Source organism: Kordiimonas lipolytica (assembly GCF_001550065.1).
Genome location: NZ_LRUB01000006.1, coordinates 1 through 15,253 on the forward strand (window position 1 = coordinate 1; position 15,253 = coordinate 15,253).

Annotated in this window: 19 protein-coding genes; 7 read left to right on the top strand and 12 right to left on the bottom strand. The window is 55.9% G+C overall.

Going from position 1 to position 15,253, the window contains the following annotated elements; genetic code table 11:
• The first annotated feature begins 218 nt into the window (after window positions 1-218).
• The gene (locus tag KORM41_RS02920) at window positions 219-1,160 is read left to right on the top strand and encodes an IS110 family RNA-guided transposase (RefSeq protein ID WP_082719706.1); all 942 of its coding nucleotides are present in this window, start codon (window positions 219-221) and stop codon (window positions 1,158-1,160) included.
• Window positions 1,161-1,182: 22 nt separating this feature from the next.
• Here KORM41_RS02920 and KORM41_RS02925 read toward each other — a convergent pair whose 3' ends face one another.
• The gene (locus tag KORM41_RS02925; protein WP_156431872.1) at window positions 1,183-1,572 is read right to left on the bottom strand and encodes a hypothetical protein; all 390 of its coding nucleotides are present in this window, start codon (window positions 1,570-1,572) and stop codon (window positions 1,183-1,185) included.
• A 134-nt stretch (window positions 1,573-1,706) separates the two neighbouring features.
• Between KORM41_RS02925 and KORM41_RS02930 the strand changes: the two genes are divergently transcribed.
• On the top strand, window positions 1,707-2,156 hold the full coding sequence (locus KORM41_RS02930) for a DUF6694 family lipoprotein (RefSeq protein WP_068144254.1): 450 nt from the start codon (window positions 1,707-1,709) through the stop codon (window positions 2,154-2,156).
• Between the two features lie 260 nt (window positions 2,157-2,416).
• Window positions 2,417-3,334: a hypothetical protein gene (locus tag KORM41_RS02935; protein ID WP_068144258.1), complete on the top strand. Its 918-nt coding sequence runs from the start codon at window positions 2,417-2,419 to the stop codon at window positions 3,332-3,334.
• Here the strand turns inward: KORM41_RS02935 and KORM41_RS02940 are convergent.
• The 7 genes from KORM41_RS02940 to KORM41_RS02970 all read right to left on the bottom strand — a co-directional run bounded on the left by KORM41_RS02940 (window position 3,331) and on the right by KORM41_RS02970 (window position 8,945).
• Window positions 3,331-4,134 carry a DUF5694 domain-containing protein gene (locus KORM41_RS02940; protein WP_156431873.1) on the bottom strand — a complete coding sequence of 268 codons (804 nt, stop codon included), beginning with the start codon at window positions 4,132-4,134 and terminating at the stop codon, window positions 3,331-3,333. The genes KORM41_RS02935 and KORM41_RS02940 overlap by 4 nt on opposite strands.
• 93 nt (window positions 4,135-4,227) lie before the next feature.
• A complete protein-coding gene (locus tag KORM41_RS02945; protein ID WP_068144264.1) occupies window positions 4,228-4,686 on the bottom strand; it encodes a hypothetical protein in 459 nt (152 codons plus the stop codon).
• A 10-nt stretch (window positions 4,687-4,696) separates the two neighbouring features.
• The gene (locus KORM41_RS02950; protein WP_068144271.1) at window positions 4,697-5,161 is read right to left on the bottom strand and encodes a hypothetical protein; all 465 of its coding nucleotides are present in this window, start codon (window positions 5,159-5,161) and stop codon (window positions 4,697-4,699) included.
• A 100-nt stretch (window positions 5,162-5,261) separates the two neighbouring features.
• Entirely contained in the window at window positions 5,262-5,684 is a 423-nt protein-coding gene (locus KORM41_RS02955) for a DUF1330 domain-containing protein (protein WP_068144274.1), read from the bottom strand.
• A gap of 61 nt (window positions 5,685-5,745) precedes the next feature.
• Complete coding sequence (locus tag KORM41_RS02960; RefSeq protein WP_068144277.1) at window positions 5,746-6,579, bottom strand: alpha/beta hydrolase family protein; 834 nt, start codon at window positions 6,577-6,579, stop codon at window positions 5,746-5,748.
• A gap of 64 nt (window positions 6,580-6,643) precedes the next feature.
• The gene (locus KORM41_RS02965) at window positions 6,644-7,714 is read right to left on the bottom strand and encodes a sulfotransferase (protein ID WP_068144279.1); all 1,071 of its coding nucleotides are present in this window, start codon (window positions 7,712-7,714) and stop codon (window positions 6,644-6,646) included.
• 1 nt (window position 7,715) lies between these two features.
• Window positions 7,716-8,945 carry a glycosyltransferase family 4 protein gene (locus KORM41_RS02970; protein WP_068144282.1) on the bottom strand — a complete coding sequence of 410 codons (1,230 nt, stop codon included), beginning with the start codon at window positions 8,943-8,945 and terminating at the stop codon, window positions 7,716-7,718.
• 243 nt (window positions 8,946-9,188) lie between these two features.
• On the opposite strand from KORM41_RS02970, the gene KORM41_RS02975 reads away from it, so the two are divergent.
• Window positions 9,189-9,422, top strand: coding sequence for a BolA family protein (locus KORM41_RS02975; RefSeq protein WP_068144285.1), 234 nt, complete (start codon window positions 9,189-9,191; stop codon window positions 9,420-9,422).
• Window positions 9,423-9,534: 112 nt separating this feature from the next.
• Window positions 9,535-9,867, top strand: a complete 333-nt coding sequence (gene grxD, locus KORM41_RS02980; RefSeq protein ID WP_068144288.1) for a Grx4 family monothiol glutaredoxin — start codon at window positions 9,535-9,537, stop codon at window positions 9,865-9,867.
• Between the two features lie 45 nt (window positions 9,868-9,912).
• Here the strand turns inward: grxD and KORM41_RS02985 are convergent, their stop codons facing one another.
• Window positions 9,913-10,695, bottom strand: a complete 783-nt coding sequence (locus tag KORM41_RS02985) for a class I SAM-dependent methyltransferase (RefSeq protein WP_068144291.1) — start codon at window positions 10,693-10,695, stop codon at window positions 9,913-9,915.
• A gap of 178 nt (window positions 10,696-10,873) precedes the next feature.
• A complete protein-coding gene (locus KORM41_RS02990; protein WP_068144293.1) occupies window positions 10,874-11,392 on the bottom strand; it encodes a DUF3291 domain-containing protein in 519 nt (172 codons plus the stop codon).
• A gap of 207 nt (window positions 11,393-11,599) precedes the next feature.
• Here KORM41_RS02990 and KORM41_RS02995 point away from each other — a divergent pair, with 207 nt between their 5' ends.
• Window positions 11,600-12,544: a sulfite exporter TauE/SafE family protein gene (locus KORM41_RS02995; protein ID WP_068144294.1), complete on the top strand. Its 945-nt coding sequence runs from the start codon at window positions 11,600-11,602 to the stop codon at window positions 12,542-12,544.
• 85 nt (window positions 12,545-12,629) lie between these two features.
• Window positions 12,630-13,892, top strand: a complete 1,263-nt coding sequence (locus KORM41_RS03000; RefSeq protein WP_231727111.1) for a cytochrome-c peroxidase — start codon at window positions 12,630-12,632, stop codon at window positions 13,890-13,892.
• 193 nt (window positions 13,893-14,085) lie between these two features.
• Here the strand turns inward: KORM41_RS03000 and KORM41_RS03005 are convergent, their stop codons facing one another.
• Window positions 14,086-14,817, bottom strand: coding sequence for a cytochrome b/b6 domain-containing protein (locus KORM41_RS03005; protein ID WP_068144300.1), 732 nt, complete (start codon window positions 14,815-14,817; stop codon window positions 14,086-14,088).
• Window positions 14,818-14,964: 147 nt separating this feature from the next.
• Window positions 14,965-15,219 (bottom strand): hypothetical protein, encoded by a 255-nt coding sequence (locus tag KORM41_RS03010; protein ID WP_068144303.1) that lies wholly within the window; start codon window positions 15,217-15,219, stop codon window positions 14,965-14,967.
• Window positions 15,220-15,253: the final 34 nt, after the last annotated feature.

Below are 15,253 nucleotides of genomic sequence, written 5' to 3' on the forward strand. Positions count from 1 at the left end.
CTTATACATTGAGAGGCACGAAGATTTGTTATGATCTTCGTGCCTCTTTGATTTTGAACAGGGGGTGGCCACCCCCTGTTCAAGGTGCGGAATGTGGTTGAGCCCACTCGGGGCAAGACCTTTTACGGTCGTAAAAAAGCATAACCCTTCCGCACCACAGAGGCTTCGTCGAACCGCTGAGTGAGCTTTTACGCTCGTGTATAAGAAAGACAAAGCCAATGACTTATACCACGCGATCCATTGGGATCGACATATCAAAATCATCCTTTGACGTTTGCCTGCTGCCAGAAGGCGAAGCAGACACATTTACCAATAATACATCCGGCATTGCCAAATTCCTTTCGTGGGTTGCTGACAGGGAAGACATTGAACGGCTGATCCTGGAGCCTACAGGTGGCTATGAACGCATGGTCACAGATGCCTTGCTTGCAGCCGGGTTGCCGGTTGCCAAAGTTAATGCCCGATATATCCGTCAGTTTGCCCGGGCCAGTGGGCAATTGGCCAAAACCGACAAGGTGGATGCCTTTGTGCTAGCCGACTATGGCAGGCGCATGGAAACACGCCTTCTTGAACAACCTTCTGAACAGCAGCAGGAACTCTCAGACCTCGTAGTCCGATACAAACAGCTGTCCCACATGATTGTCCAGGAAAAGAACCGCCGGGAAAAGCTGCTGAACAAGGCAAGAGACTGGATCGAAGAGGCTCTGAATTTCCTGCTGGAACAGCGTCAAGCCGTTGTGGAAGCGATGGAGGAATGCCTGGAACAGGATGCAGCACTCAAGGCCAGGGCCAAAGTGTTGACTTCAATAAAGGGCATTGGATTGCGGACCGCCTGCTTCCTGCTGGCAGGCCTGCCGGAACTGGGTCATCTCGACAAAGGACAAATCGCCAAGCTCGTTGGTCTAGCCCCAATCAACCGGGATAGTGGTCTAATGCGCGGCAGGCGGACAATTACAGGAGGACGGAAACATGTGCGCGATGCTTTATATGTGGCGACACTCCCCGCCATTCGCTTCGATCCGGAAATGAAAGCTTTCTATCAACGCCTCAGGGAAAACGGGAAGCCCGGTAAAGTCGCTCTCATTGCAGTCACTAGAAAAATCCTCATTCGCGCAAACGCAAAAATGAGGGATCACTATGCAGCCGCGCTTGACACATAACACCGCTGCTTTTTTATTGGGCTCAGCGCTTGAGCGCCTTCAAAAGCACGGATACGGCAAAAACCACCACCCAGTGAATGGCGGGCGATACAAGAAGCACGGGGGTTGAGAGGCCGTCCTCCCACCCCACATAGCCCACAATCGGCAGAAAATAGTTGGCAACCAGGAACAGTGTTCCAATAAGTGCAGGCAAACCGCCCTTGATAACGCCCTGAGCCCCAACCTTCACCGCCCCAAAAGCCGGCAGCAATACCCACACGGTCATGAGCGCCCCGCCGAAACTGTCAAAATGCTCGCCTGCGACGCGGTAGCAAAGATGAACAAGACCCAACGCAGCAAGTCCAGTGACGACCCACTTGTAATATCCCGGACCTTCAGAATGCCGATGGCGCTTATGTTTAACTGTTTTCATGCCGTTCCATGTCGCCTGCGCCACCTTTGTCACATATGATGCTGAACCAGCCCAAGCTTGTTTGATGCCATAAATTTTCCACATCTTATGCTATAGTGTGCGCGTACAGAGACAATCAAAAAGGGAGACAACGCATGACACACTATTTGAAGCCCCTGACCGCCACAGCCATGCTGCTTGCCCTCGCCGCCTGCGGCGACAGCAGCGATAACAAGGGTGATACAAGCCAAGCCCCAGCCATGGAAGCGGCCACAGCTGAAAAGTCCACCATGGACAAAGCCACAGAGGCCGCCAAGGACATGGCCACCAAAGCGGTCGAATCCCTGAAACTGGACACCAGCTCGCTCGATGCTTTCAAGACCAGCCTCGCGAACATGAAAGGCTCCCTGTCGGCTGAGGACCAATCCAAGCTGATGGATGCCCTTTCCGGCATGGTGGCAGACAGCAAGGAAGGCTCAAGCGGCCTGATGGACACTGCCAAAAGCATGGCTTCCGGCAAATCGCTCACCGAAACGCTTTATGAAAAAATGGGCGACAAGCTGAGCGGTAAGACGTTCGAGGACATCCTCGCCATGGCAGGCTAAGTCCGGCCGTCATGCTGAACTTGTTTCAGCATCCATATCTACGGTTCAACCATACAAGAGGTTGACACATGGACCCTGAACCAAGTTCAGGGTGACAAAGATAATAAGGCGCCTTACCGGGCGCCTTTCTCTCGTTGGCAACATCGTCTTGGCTTAATGGATAACGCCAATGGGTTTCACAATTCTTCGCGTGAAAACGATCACCGAAGCTTCATAAATTAGCGTTTTCTCCGTCTAACGCCATCAAGAGGGAGGAACGCATGACATCCAATACTCAGGAGCCAGCCAGCCTGCAGGTGCCCATTCAGCGGCGCGAAAAAGGTCCATTCCACATAAAAATCCGGCTGGGCGAAAACGCTCCAATTGGTGTCCTGCTGGATACTGGATCAACCGGCATTGTCATCGGCCATGAACACCTGCCGTCAAGCGCGGTGAAAATGGACCCTCAGCCCCCATACAAGGTTGGCTACAGCAGCAGCGACAAGGCCTATGCAGGCGCGTGGTATAGCGTAAATGTCACCATACCAGGCGTGGGTGGCTGCGCCGTCACGAACCAGCTTCCCATTTTCAGTGCCACAAGCCATCCGGGGGTGGCCATGTGCGGCGTGGGCGTACAAGGGGACAAGCCTGCAACCTTCAACCCGTTCCTGAGCATCGACAGCATCACATTGAAGGGCAGCCCGAACACCTTTGTCACCCAAGGCTATGTCCTGAGCAAAGACGGCATTACGCTGGGACTATCAGAGGAAATTGTCAGCCAATTTCCTACAATGGTTCCCATGGACGACTTCAAGGCCACCGTTCACTTGAAACCGACGGGCACGGTCGGAGGAGCCCTCTATCACTTCAAGGCCCCTGCCCTGATCGACAGCGGCATCGGATACATGATCCTGAACCCCTCACTTCGGTCAGTGACTGACGCGCCGCCCGGGTTCTGCAACAAAGAGACGGGTCATTTTCTGGACGGCACATCTATAAAGTTTGACGGTGGTATCAGCTATGATTTTACGGTCGGCGACCATGAGGGAAATCCGCCAATGGCAGCAGATTACGTTCGTTGGGGTACGTCTAAGAAGGGCCGCATTATCAATACAGGCCGCAATGTTCTGATGGCCTATGAAATGCTGATACACCCAGGCAACAACCGCTTCGGTTTCAGGAAAATCGCAGCTGACTAGGGCGCACTCTGCTCGGCGTCCAAAAGAAGCGGACGAATGTCCAACCCGTCCATGTGACTGTCCATGGCCAGGAAATCCTTCAGGATCGCCGTATGCCCCTGCCCACCAATCACTAGCAAGCGCTCACCCGGCGCTGCATTTTGCTGGATACGGGCGTACATGCGGAAATTTCGGTGCCACCAACTGGCGGACGCAGTCGCGCCCTGGAACTTTCCATCTGCAGACACGCCATTGGTCATGATATAGAAGCTTTTGTTCAATCGGTCTTTTTCCGGGTCGTTGGCGTCCAACAACAACTCTCCCAGAGATTTGGTGCGATGGGCCTCGGCCGTTTCCTGGCTAATCTCGCCTATCATACGCTCCACCTCAGCCTGCAGCGCAGGGGCAGCAACCGGCATCACCTCAAACATAGCGTCCGCCTCCCATCCGATTTCCTGTTCGTCATAGCCACGGACAGGAATACCACCTGCCGCCTTACCGATACGGAACCCTAGCTGGTAATTCTCGTTGCTTGGCAATTCATAAGTGCCGTCCAAATACTTTTGATAGCGGTCCTGCCACACTTCCTCGCCAGCCGGCGAGTATTCCAGCAGGATTTTTGTAGGTTTGAATTCGGTTACAATCCGCTGGGCTAGTCGGTCAAGATATGCCTGCGGCTTATCGGTCATGACATTGATCTGATCTGTCTTAACCATGTCTTTGCCCGGATTGGCAAAATGAAACACGCCAAACATCATAACCTTTGGCATTTCATCATCTGCCGCCTGCGCACTACTCAGGCCCCAAATAAGTCCAGCCATACAAAGAACGGCCTTAAGCGCTGTCGATGCCGTTTTGACTATAGCGATCATTGTTGATTCCTCATTATCGTCGTTTTTGATGACTTTATTGTTTTATCGAGCTTTCCTGAGCCCCATCAGCGCCGCGATGGTCATCAACACCACGCCGCCCAGAAACACATACCCGCCCCATTCAAAATCCTTCACATGCAGGAACAAGCGTTCGGCTATATGTTCGCCGGCTTCCTCAAGCGGGTCGGTAACATGCTTTTCGATTTCGCCCAAAAGGCCACGCTCCCGCTCCAGGTGCAATTGCCAACGAATAAGCGGCCAGCAAAGCGCGCCCCAAACACCAAGAACCGCCAGAAAAGCCCCCCAGCGCGCCCGAACAGCATCAAGAACCGGGGCTAGCACCGCACAGGCAATCAGGATATATAGCTGGGGCTTGCCGATATCAGCGTAACTGATCACCTTCAGGTGCAGCACCTCCAGCATGGGTGAAAAGGCGCCGATGATTGTCATCAGCGCCCCTGTAAACATCAGCAGGCTGATGTTTCTGTTCGGTTGTTTCACGGGTGCGGCCTTAGGCTTTCTTGGCCGCCATGAATGCCATCACGGCACCCACCGTCATCACGATCATGCCCAGAACAAACATCATACCGCCGATTTCCATATCGAACACGTTCGAGAAAATCTTGCCAGCTACGTCCGAAGCCGCTTTCTGGATCGGATCGGTCACTTTCGACAGCTTCCCCATCAGGCCGCCGTCATCACCGCTGTCGCCGCCTATGTTCTTGATCACCGGCCACAACAGCACCAGCCACGCGCCAATGGCCGCGAACAGGCTGAAATTACGCTTGTCCAGGAAGATCACAACAGAAGCCGCCAGCGCAAACACCACCAGAAGATAGACCTCCGGATCTGCCGCGTCAGCATAGCTCATGGTGCCGATCCCGCCGATGTTGATCATTGGCAGAAATGCCCCGATCGCCACCATCAGTGACCCAACCAGCGTGATAATATCATTACGCCCAAGATTGATATTCATAAGATTAGTCCCCTTTTCCCTATACGGCGCTTTCTTATGCGCCCGACAGCAGTGTACCGGAGCTTGGGGAACTGAGGCAAGAGACTATTATTTCAAAGGCTTAGCCAAACCCTTTGGCATCGCCAAGTTCGGCGCATCTCAAGAGCCGGCTATCGAGCACGCCAGCCTGCCTGTGCTTCACCGCCTTGCGGTAATCCGGGTCTGTCACCATTTCCATGAAGGCCCCTGCGTTCGGATAGCGCGCCACGAACGCCACGTCCCAGGCTTCATCCTTGGGGCCAATAAGCATCAGTTCCGGCGCGCCACGCCAAAGGATGCTGCCACCAACGCGGGCAAAGATGGGCCCGCTTTCCCGGCTGTAGGCCTTATAGGCATCTGCCCCTGTCACCACGCCTTCGGGCGCTGTGCCGTCATAGTCTGCCTTGTCCTTCAAGCGGACCAGATTCAGCATATTGATGGGCGTATCACGCGGCAGGTCCTTGAAGGCTTCAAACTGGTCGCGCTCTGGATCGATATGGCTCATTGAAAGTCTCCCTTGTTAGAAGGTGACATAGCTGGAAACCGGCTTCGGGCAAGTGAGCCGACTAGCCTATCCACTTCACGATTTCGCGGACTACACCTTCTGGCTTGCGAGCCCAGTCGAAATGGCCGACATACCTTCCCTGCTCTGGCTCCCCCAATTTCCTGCCTGTAACGTCGGCATTCTTGAAGCAGCCACGGCTGAACTCCACGGCTTTATCCGGGGCAAGCCTGTCCCTGTCGAACGCTAATGACAGTACCCGGCCTTCATATCCGGCAATGGCGGCCATGGCGCCTGGAGTTGCCGGGCCATCATAGCTGCCGCCTTTGGCCCAGTCGCGCCAGTCAAGCATAAGCCTGCGGTATTCCCGACCGCCAAAGCCTAACTTGTCACCCGGGAAATATCCGACAACAGCTGTCAGCACTGGCAGCAGTCGGCACAGCCACTTGATCTGGCGCGCCTGTTTGCTGCCGAATAGCCCATGGTATGGAAACCCGCACGCCAGATGCACCACCCCCTTGATATCATCCCGCTGCCCTGCCGTGATGGAGCTAAGGTGCCCACCAAGGCTGTGGCCGCCCAGAAAAAGGGGTGTATCAGGCAACGCATTTTGTACATGATTGATGGCAGCCGGGATGTCGTCTTCCAGAAAGGCCTTCAGCCCGAAGTGTTGCCCCCGCCCCGCCCGGTGTGGGCTATTGCCGTGCCCGCGCTGTTCAAAAAGGCAGGTTGCGATACCCGCTGCGGCAAGGCGCTCAGCCAGATGGCGGTAGAAACGTGCTGGCACCCCAAGCGCCGGTAAAAGCAACATCGCAGCTTTCGGTTCACCATCCGGTGCATAGGTATTCAGCGGCACGGAAACGCCTTTACCGTTGTCGATTGTTACCCAGTCCCCCATATGCGCCCCATTTATCAAACTGATCAGTCTCGTAATTGGACGCTAGCGGTTTCAAGCCATGAAATCAATCACGTTCGAGGTGCGGAAGGTGTGCCCGAAGTAGCCGCTCTGCAGCGGCCTCTTCCGCGGCATAAAATTCTTCATCGGCGCTGTGATCATATGCCTTCTGTCGTGGGGCCATCAGACCATGGAGAGGGCTCAGGTCAAATGGGCACTCTTTGGGCACTATGGGTGTGCCCTTTTTCGATTTTTGGGCACTATGAGTGTGCCCTTTTTCGGAGAGAATACGCTCGAAAATGCCTGTAAAATCGTTGCACAAGGCTTCATAGCTGATGGACGCGTCAGCCCATTCCGCCGCAAACAGATCAGACAGCCGAGACACCAGATAATGTAGCCTGTAAGGGTGTGTGCGCCGACCATCCATCAAGAGCCAAGGATAGCTGATCACCAGATCACGATACCAGGGCAGAAGGTAAAAATGACAATGATCCGAATAACTTAGAAGATTCCAGCTTTGGTCATTCTGATGCCCCTTGAGGGTCGAGCGCCACGTATCGCGCGGGTTCCGCCGCAGGTGCAGGATGCTCGCCTCAGGGAAGTTTTTCTTGAGAAAAGGCAGCCTGAAATCCACGCGATTGAACTGCAAAACAGGCCGTTCAGGGGCCCTTGAGATCAGCTCGGCGATGTATTTTTCAAGGGCACACGCATGGGCACTATGGCCCAAAACCAGATTTTTGTATGTCCATTCGTCCGTAAACCACTGCGAAAGATGCTCCAAGCCATTGTAATTACTATGGTAATTCTGAACACCCCGATGGGTCTCATCTGTGCCCTCGCCCCTTGTGATCGGGTCAAACCATCGACGCTCGTTCAGTGGTTCATAATAGGCCGTAAAGCCCGCGAGCCGGTCGAACGCTTGCCACAGAAGGGTCGAGCCACTCCTGAAACGGGCCGTTATGAATACAGGTCCATCGGGATGTAATGAATTGTTATTGTTGGGAAATTTATCTACGTCCCTGTAGGTAGGCAGTGGTGCTTTAGCGCGAAAGAGGCCCATGGCATGGGCTGCGGTCCGCTCAAGCCCAGGATGGGCTGATAAGCGCCGCATGACACGTTGCTCGAAAAGCCGCAGCATTTCAGCTTTCCTCCTGCAAGCGCTTGAAAAAGCTCAGCAATTGCTTTGCCTTATCGTCCCACCCCTGCGTCAGCGCATGAGATCGCGCTGCTTCGCCCATCCTTCTGCGGGTGACTTCGTCATTCAAAAGTTCGCTGATGGCAAAGGCAACGGCACCAGGGTCCTCGCCGTCCACCAGTCGCCCTGTTTCGCCGTCCAGAATGGCGTCAACTGCGCCGCCCGCGTTCCCGCCAACCGACGGCGTTCCAGCCGCAGCAGCCTCCAGAAACACAAGGCCAAAGCCCTCGGTGTCGCCATCCGGCATCGTACGGTTCGGCATGGCAAACAGGTCCGCGCTGGCGTATAGCGAAGGCAACGTCTCATCCGCAACAAACCCCAGCATATGCACGCTTCCGCCCATCTCTGGCCTAGCAGCAGCTGCCTTCAATTCCTCTGAAAGCGGGCCTGTGCCTGCGATTGCCAACTGGGCGCCGGGGACAGCTGCCAAGATTCTAGGCCACGCGGCAAGCAGTGTATCGAAGCCTTTTCGGCGTACCAGCCGCCCTACTCCCAGCACCAGGGGACCGCTCGTGAGACCAAAGTGTGAGCGGATGTTTCCCTGTGGCAGACTATCGAATATAGCCAGGTCCACACCGTTGGTCACAAGCTCGATACGCTCACGAGGGACACCGTATTTGCTTGTAAGCAGGCCTGCTGTAAAGCTGCTCACCGTGACCACACCGTCTGCCGCTCTCAGGGCACCTGCCCGCCTTTGGTCGGCCCTGATGGAATAGGTCTGCTGCGAGATCTCCTCGCCGTGGGTATAGATCACAATCTTTGCATCGGGGAAAATTTTACGCAGGGGGCGCATCATCCAGCCAAGGCCATCAACAGACCCTAACACTATGGTTTCATATGATTTTTCTTTTGAAAGGCGTTTAAGTCGTCCGACAATCCGCCGCCTCAGAAGCAAGTCGTAAGCTGCCATGGACAGGCGCCTGAAGAACCCGACAGGCCCTTCCACCAGAGGCGGTCGCATTTCTTCAAGCCTGACAATCGAATAAGGGGCACTAGCGTCAAACCCTTCCCAACCCGCCACTTTTTGGCCGGTTGTATAGTCTGTTGAAGAGGTCAGAATCTCAATCTTGTCGGGCTGCGCTGATGCCAGTGCATCATATACGGTTTGGGCACCACCAACGAGAGGACAGTAGTGCGTTGTGATAATTATATGCTTTGCTGCTACAGTCGTCATGCTACCGATCTATTTGATATCTATGCGATAAAGCCTAAGAGAAGCCGCCCAGTCAACCTGCATTTGGACAATTGATCCATCAACTTACCCTGATAGCTTTTTGTGGTTCCCAGGCCCAAAAACATTGAAAGCATTAATGTCCCCGGCTACAAAGGCTGAACGTATCTCATGTGTACCATCACATTGGTATGGGCTGGCGACAAACCTATCGTTGAAGCAACCGAGTATTCGAGGAAAAATCACATGGCAATGCATGCGGAAGACATTGAAAAGCTGATTAAGGAAAGCCTCCCGGGCGCAAAAGTTCACATTGAGGACTTGCGTGGCGACGGCGATCATTACGCTGCACATGTAATTTATGATGGCTTCAAGGGCCTGACCCGTGTCCAGCAGCACCAGATGGTGTATAAAAGCCTGAAGGGCCGCATGGGCGGCGAGCTGCACGCGCTTGCACTTCAGACCAGCGCACCAGAATAGCCTTGGCACCCTAATCCTGATAAAATTCGTCTAATTTAGACGCCCCCCCCCTTGGCAAGATCGCCCTGGGGGCTTATTTCTAGGCGAAAGTGGAATTTCAAAGGAACCGGTAATGAGTGATAATCCTGTTTTCGATCGTATCCAAGACTATGTCGGTAAGGACGACGTGGTCCTCTTTATGAAGGGCACTCCAGTGTTCCCACAGTGTGGGTTTTCCAGCGTTGTAGCCCAAGTGCTGACCCATGTCGGTGTACCTTACGAGAGCTATAACGTACTTGAGGACTTCGACCTGCGTGAAGGCATTAAGGAATTTTCCGATTGGCCCACGATCCCTCAGCTTTATGTCAAAGGTGAGTTTGTTGGCGGCTGCGATATCGTGCGTGAAATGTTTGAAAGCGGCGAGCTTCAACAGCTTCTCAAAGACAAAGGCCTTGGGGCAGCTTAAGATACTGAAAGAATAAGGCGCCAGTTTAAGGCGCCTTATTTATTGCTACTTCTTGACGAATCTAAGAATGAAGCGGCTTGTTTTGCCCCGAATAGCTGGATCGAATGGCGAGCCAATTAGTCCGTCATCAGGGTTAAGCAATATACTACTTTCCCCATCCAGTTTAAATCCAGCAGCCAGCATTTGTGCTCTGACGACATCTGGATCTATGCGGTGCATTGTGTCAAAATCTGCGGGGCCAGTTCCTGCTGGAGCTAAATGATCTACTATCACTACGTATCCGCCAGACCTTAGCGCAGCATAGAGAGATGCAAGTACAGCTGGCACGTCTTCATATCCACCCCCCTGACGAGCTTCATGGGTAAAGTAATAATCATGGTATGCTAGCACCGCCATGGCAGCGTCTAGGCTCTCAGGCGGAAGACTAAATGTCTCGTTGCCGTCATGAATTTGCACCACATTCTGCAAGCGGCCCTCTTCGTATCGGGGAGGTGTGGTTTGCTTCATAAAAGCCCAATATACCGACCCGTTATGAGCATAAATCTTGCCTTCTTCACCAACCGTGCGGGACAGGAGTTCGGTGTAATAGCCGCCCGCGGAGTTGATGTCTAGGACCGTCATGCCCGGTTTGATACCCGCGAACTTGAGGATTTCGGCAGGCTTGCGCAGAGCGTCGCGTGCGCGGTCCGTGGCCGGCCGGTCCGGATGGTTCACCGCCGCCTCGATCGCCGCTTCATGATGGTCTGCCTGGGCTGGTAGGAGGCCGAAGGATGCTGCCGAGAGCGCCAACGCAGCCGCGCCCGCACGTAAAGAATTTCTAATGGTCATCTGATGTCCCCACTTCCTCTGTCGTCACTATCAAGGTGCCAGCCTACCCCCACGGCAAAAAGGCGCCAAATCATATAGACGTGAAGCATGCGCGGCCAGACCATACGCGCCACAAGAAAGCGACAGACCGAGCCATAAGCGGGACAAACACCCCGCCCGCACCCGCAAAAGCAAACGGTCAGACGGGCTGGGCCACAGGCTTGCCAACAAGCGGTTCCCCATCCGCGCCAAACGCCCGCTTGAAGGTGAAGGCCATGGGGGTCGGGCCATTTTTCCTGAGATATTCCAGATGCCTGGCGGCTTCCTCAATCGTCGGGCGATGGCCTTTCGGCACCCACCACAGCACCAGATGCCCTTCTGACGGCATGTGAAACCATTCTTTCCGCCGCGCCAGATAGTCTGTATGGGCTGTCTTGTAGACATAAGTGAAGAGGCTTTCCCGATCCCGCCAGACACTGAGGTTCGGCAGCGTGTCGTCATCAAACAGCGAGAAAGACATGGCGCTGCCGCTTTCGTCCTTGAGCCGCCAGATGAAGCCGTCTGACTGTTCGGCGAGGCCATTGATATGGTCCAGCGCGCTGACAAAATCGGCCATCTCGGGGCTGTCTTTCGGGTATTTGATCTTGCCTACGTTAAGCTGAGCTAATTCGAAATTCGCTGGACTGAACCCCTCACCAGGGTGGTTACTGCGCGGCATCTTGCCCTCCACTTTTCCTCACTTGCCCTTCTGACATGGGCACGCGACCACCCCATTTAAAGCCAGAGTTTCTTCATGAAAGCATGAGCTTTTCTATTGAACGGCGGGCATAAAAATGGGCACACTGCATGTGCCCTTGGGGCACAAAAGGGCACAGTGGTAGTGCCCAAAAAGTGCCCTTTTTGTTGCACCGAGGTTTTCACCCCCATGGCCACCCCCATAAACCAGACCAGAACGGATGCGAAACGAAAGCCCCGCTGGCTGGCGCGCACCACCGCCGGGGCCGCCGCCACCATGGTGGCAGCCTACGGCGGCATGGCGATATCGGTGGACCATAGTGCCCTGACGGCCCTTGAGGGCCTGTTCCTCTATCTGGTGGGCCTGGGCGCCGCCACCATCGCCAACTCAACCGGGGTGGGCGGCGGCGTTGTTTTTCTGCCCGCGTTCGAGTTTCTGGGCGCGAACGGACACATCGCCATCGTCGCCGGGCAGATCGTGGGCATGAGCTTCATCATCCAGTCTTTCGGCATGTCGACCGGGTCTTTGCGCTGGCTGCACCGCATCCACGACGCGCGAGGCACCGACACTGGCGTGCCGCCCGCCGTCTTCCTGCGCATGCTTGCCCTGGTACTGGGCTGTGCCCTGCCCGCCATGCTGGCCACCCAGGCACTGCACACCAGCCCGCCGGAGGCGGTGCTGTGGGCGTTCAAGGCGGTATCCGTGGGGCTTGGGATGCTGGTGCTTGTCACCAGCTGGCTGGGGCGCGGACGGGCGCAGAACCGGTCTCACCCCACCGGCGTTGATTATGCCGCCCTTGCGGGGCTTAGCCTGATCGGCGGCGTGGCCACGGCTTTCTTCAGTGTGGGCGTGGGGGAACTGGTGGCGCTTTACCTGTTCGTGCGGAACTTCCCGCTGGTAACCACCGCCGCCCTTGCCGTGATCGCCAGCGCCGTCAGCGTGCTGTTTGGCGTGTGGGACCATCTGCTGTCCACGCCCCAGCCGTGGGACATCTTGCTGTATGTAGTGCCCGGCGCCATCACCGGCGGCTTTATTGCCCGGCCGTTCGCAGAAATGCTGGGGCCATTCCGCCTGAAAATCTTTGCCGCAAGCTGGATTACCCTTTCGTCCGCCTACCTGCTTTTCCTTGCCTGAGTATTTTTTCGAAGGCCGCTGACCCTTCCGCCCGTACCAGCCTTCAGCAACGAAGGAAGGGGAAGCAATGACGACTTGCCGAACAATGAGCACATTAATGCTGGCTGCCTTGATGGCGGCATCCGGCCCTATAGGCACAGCCGAGGCCCAGGAGCGCCCGCCACGGCCGGATTCGGTCCGCCCCACACGGCCAAGGCCGCCCGAGCCGCCCCAACCACCTACGGTACAGCCACCAGCGCCGCAACCCACCAATACAGGCACTACCGACACTATAGGCGACACCACGCAGCCCCCAGCCACACGGCTGGAGGCACCGCAGCTGCCTGATGTGCTGCTGAATTACACAGACGCCACCCTGCCCGCTTACTATCGCCGTGGCCGCCTGGCTGACGCAGACAACACACCAGAAGACAACCCCATTACGAACACAGGAGCCACACTGGGGCGCGTGCTGTTTTATGACGTGAAACTGTCCGCGAACGACACGGTTTCCTGCGCGTCCTGCCACCAGCAAGCGAACGGCTTTTCCGACCCCGCGACGCTTTCAACCGGCTTTGACGGCGGCCAGACAGCCCGCCATTCCATGAGTTTGGCGAACGCCCGCTTTTATGAGCGCGGCCATTTTTTCTGGGACGAGCGCGCCGAAACGCTGGAAGACCAGGTACTGATGCCGGTTCAGGACAGCGTTGAGATGGGCATGACCTTGATTGAACTTGAGACCAAGCTGCAGGCCACAGACTATTATGGGCCCCTGTTTGAAGCCGCCTTCGGTAGCGACACGGTGACAAGCGACCGCATCGCAAAAGCGCTGGCGCAGTTCGTGCGAGCCATGACCAGCACAAATACAAGGTATGACAGCGCCTTCACCGGCGGCGGCAACCCGCCGGACTTCGAGGCCGTGTTTACACCGCAGGAAATTCAAGGCCTTGTGCTGTTCGGCCAGGGCGGTGACCGCGCCGGCCGCACCCTTGGCTGCGCGGCGTGCCACGGCACACCCGGCCATATCGCGGACGATATTCACAACAATGGCCTTGATATCACCGTCACGGGCGACGACGGCGCAGGCGACAAACGCTTCAAGGCCCCAAGCCTGCGGAATATCGCCGTGACCGCGCCTTATATGCATGACGGCCGGTTTGAAACGCTTGAGGAAGTGATTGAATTCTATAATTCAGGCGTTCAGCCAAGCCCGAACCTGGACCAGCGGCTGAGGCGGCCGGGCGGGCAGCCCCGGCGGCTGAATATGACACAGGCGGAAAAGGACGCCCTGCTGGCCTTCCTGAACACCCTGACGGATGAAAGCCTGCTGGTTGACGAGCGTTTCTCAGACCCCTTCATCGCCCATTAGAGCACAAAAAAAGGCGGCACCAACCGGGCCGCCTTTTCGCATGTAATTTCCAGTATTGAAGCACCGCATGGATGCTGAACCAAGTTCAGCATGACAGTGCTTTTACAAACCTAAATGTCGGGTAAACCTGTCACCCTGAACTTGTTTCAGGGTCCAGACACGCAATCAGTTAGGCTTTGGAACCACGTCCCCATTAATCATCCTCCGGCGCGTCCGCCGGTTTTTCGCTGAATGCCTTGCGGCCGGTGAACATGGCGGAAATGATGCCGCCGCCGTGCCTGATGTCAGACCAGACCACCGCCGCGATATGCAGCACGATCATGCCAGCCAAGACGAAGAAAACAATTTCGTGGGTTTCAATGAAGGGGCCGCGAAACTCGCGCATGTCCTTATAGGCCGCTGGGTCAAGCATTTCCCTGGCGTATGGCACCAAAGTGGCGGGGTCTACGCCCTCTGCCGCGACCCATTCGGCGATCATGCCGCCAAAGGGTGGGAAATAGATATCCGTGCCCGCCAGCACAAGGCCGGTGACCGCCTGTATGGTCAAGAGCAGCAGCAGCGCTGTGACAGCAAGCCGCCCCATGGGGTTATGGCCCAGCCAGGCTGTTTTTTCGCCAGACCGGTAAGCCTTCAGGTCTGCGCCATAGCCCTTGCCAAACGGCAGAATGCGGCCAAAGCGCGCGTAAGCGCCGCCAATGAAGCCCCAGATGAGCCGCCAGAACAGGTTGATAGCGAACACATAGCCCGCATAGACATGCAGTTCCTTGGCGAAAACCTTGCCGCCGGAGGAAAGGCCGAATGCCTTGGCATTATAGATAACAAGCCCAACGGCGATCAGCACCAGAATGCTGAGGAAATTGATCCAGTGGAACAGGCGGGTTGTGCGGTCCCACACACGGTAAGTTTGAAGTGTTTCAGACGTCATAAAGGCCTCCCCGGGCCAACCAAAAGAATGATGGATGCCAGCGCGAAGCCTAGCAGGCTTTCATGCCCTGCGAAAGCATGTCCTGCCCTATTTTCGGCTGCGTTGATGTGTGGTGCGGTATGCAGCTGGACAGGGCTTGGCCCCGGCCTAAGACTGTTCGCTGTCTTCCCTGGCGCGGCGCTCCAGAATCACGCCATAAATGCTGCCGCCCATCACGCCAAGCCCCATGCCAACGGATATCCCAAGCGGCATGCCAACGGCCATATCATCCATTACGGCCCCGAAACCAGCCCCGATTGCCGAGCCAAAACCAGCGCCGAGTGCGCAACCCAGCCCAACGCCCATGGCCTTTTGCTTGTCAAGCGCACGCTTGGCTTCCTTGTCTGTCTGAATGTCAGGCATATATCCCCCGATACGTTCCCTTTAGTGTCCCCAC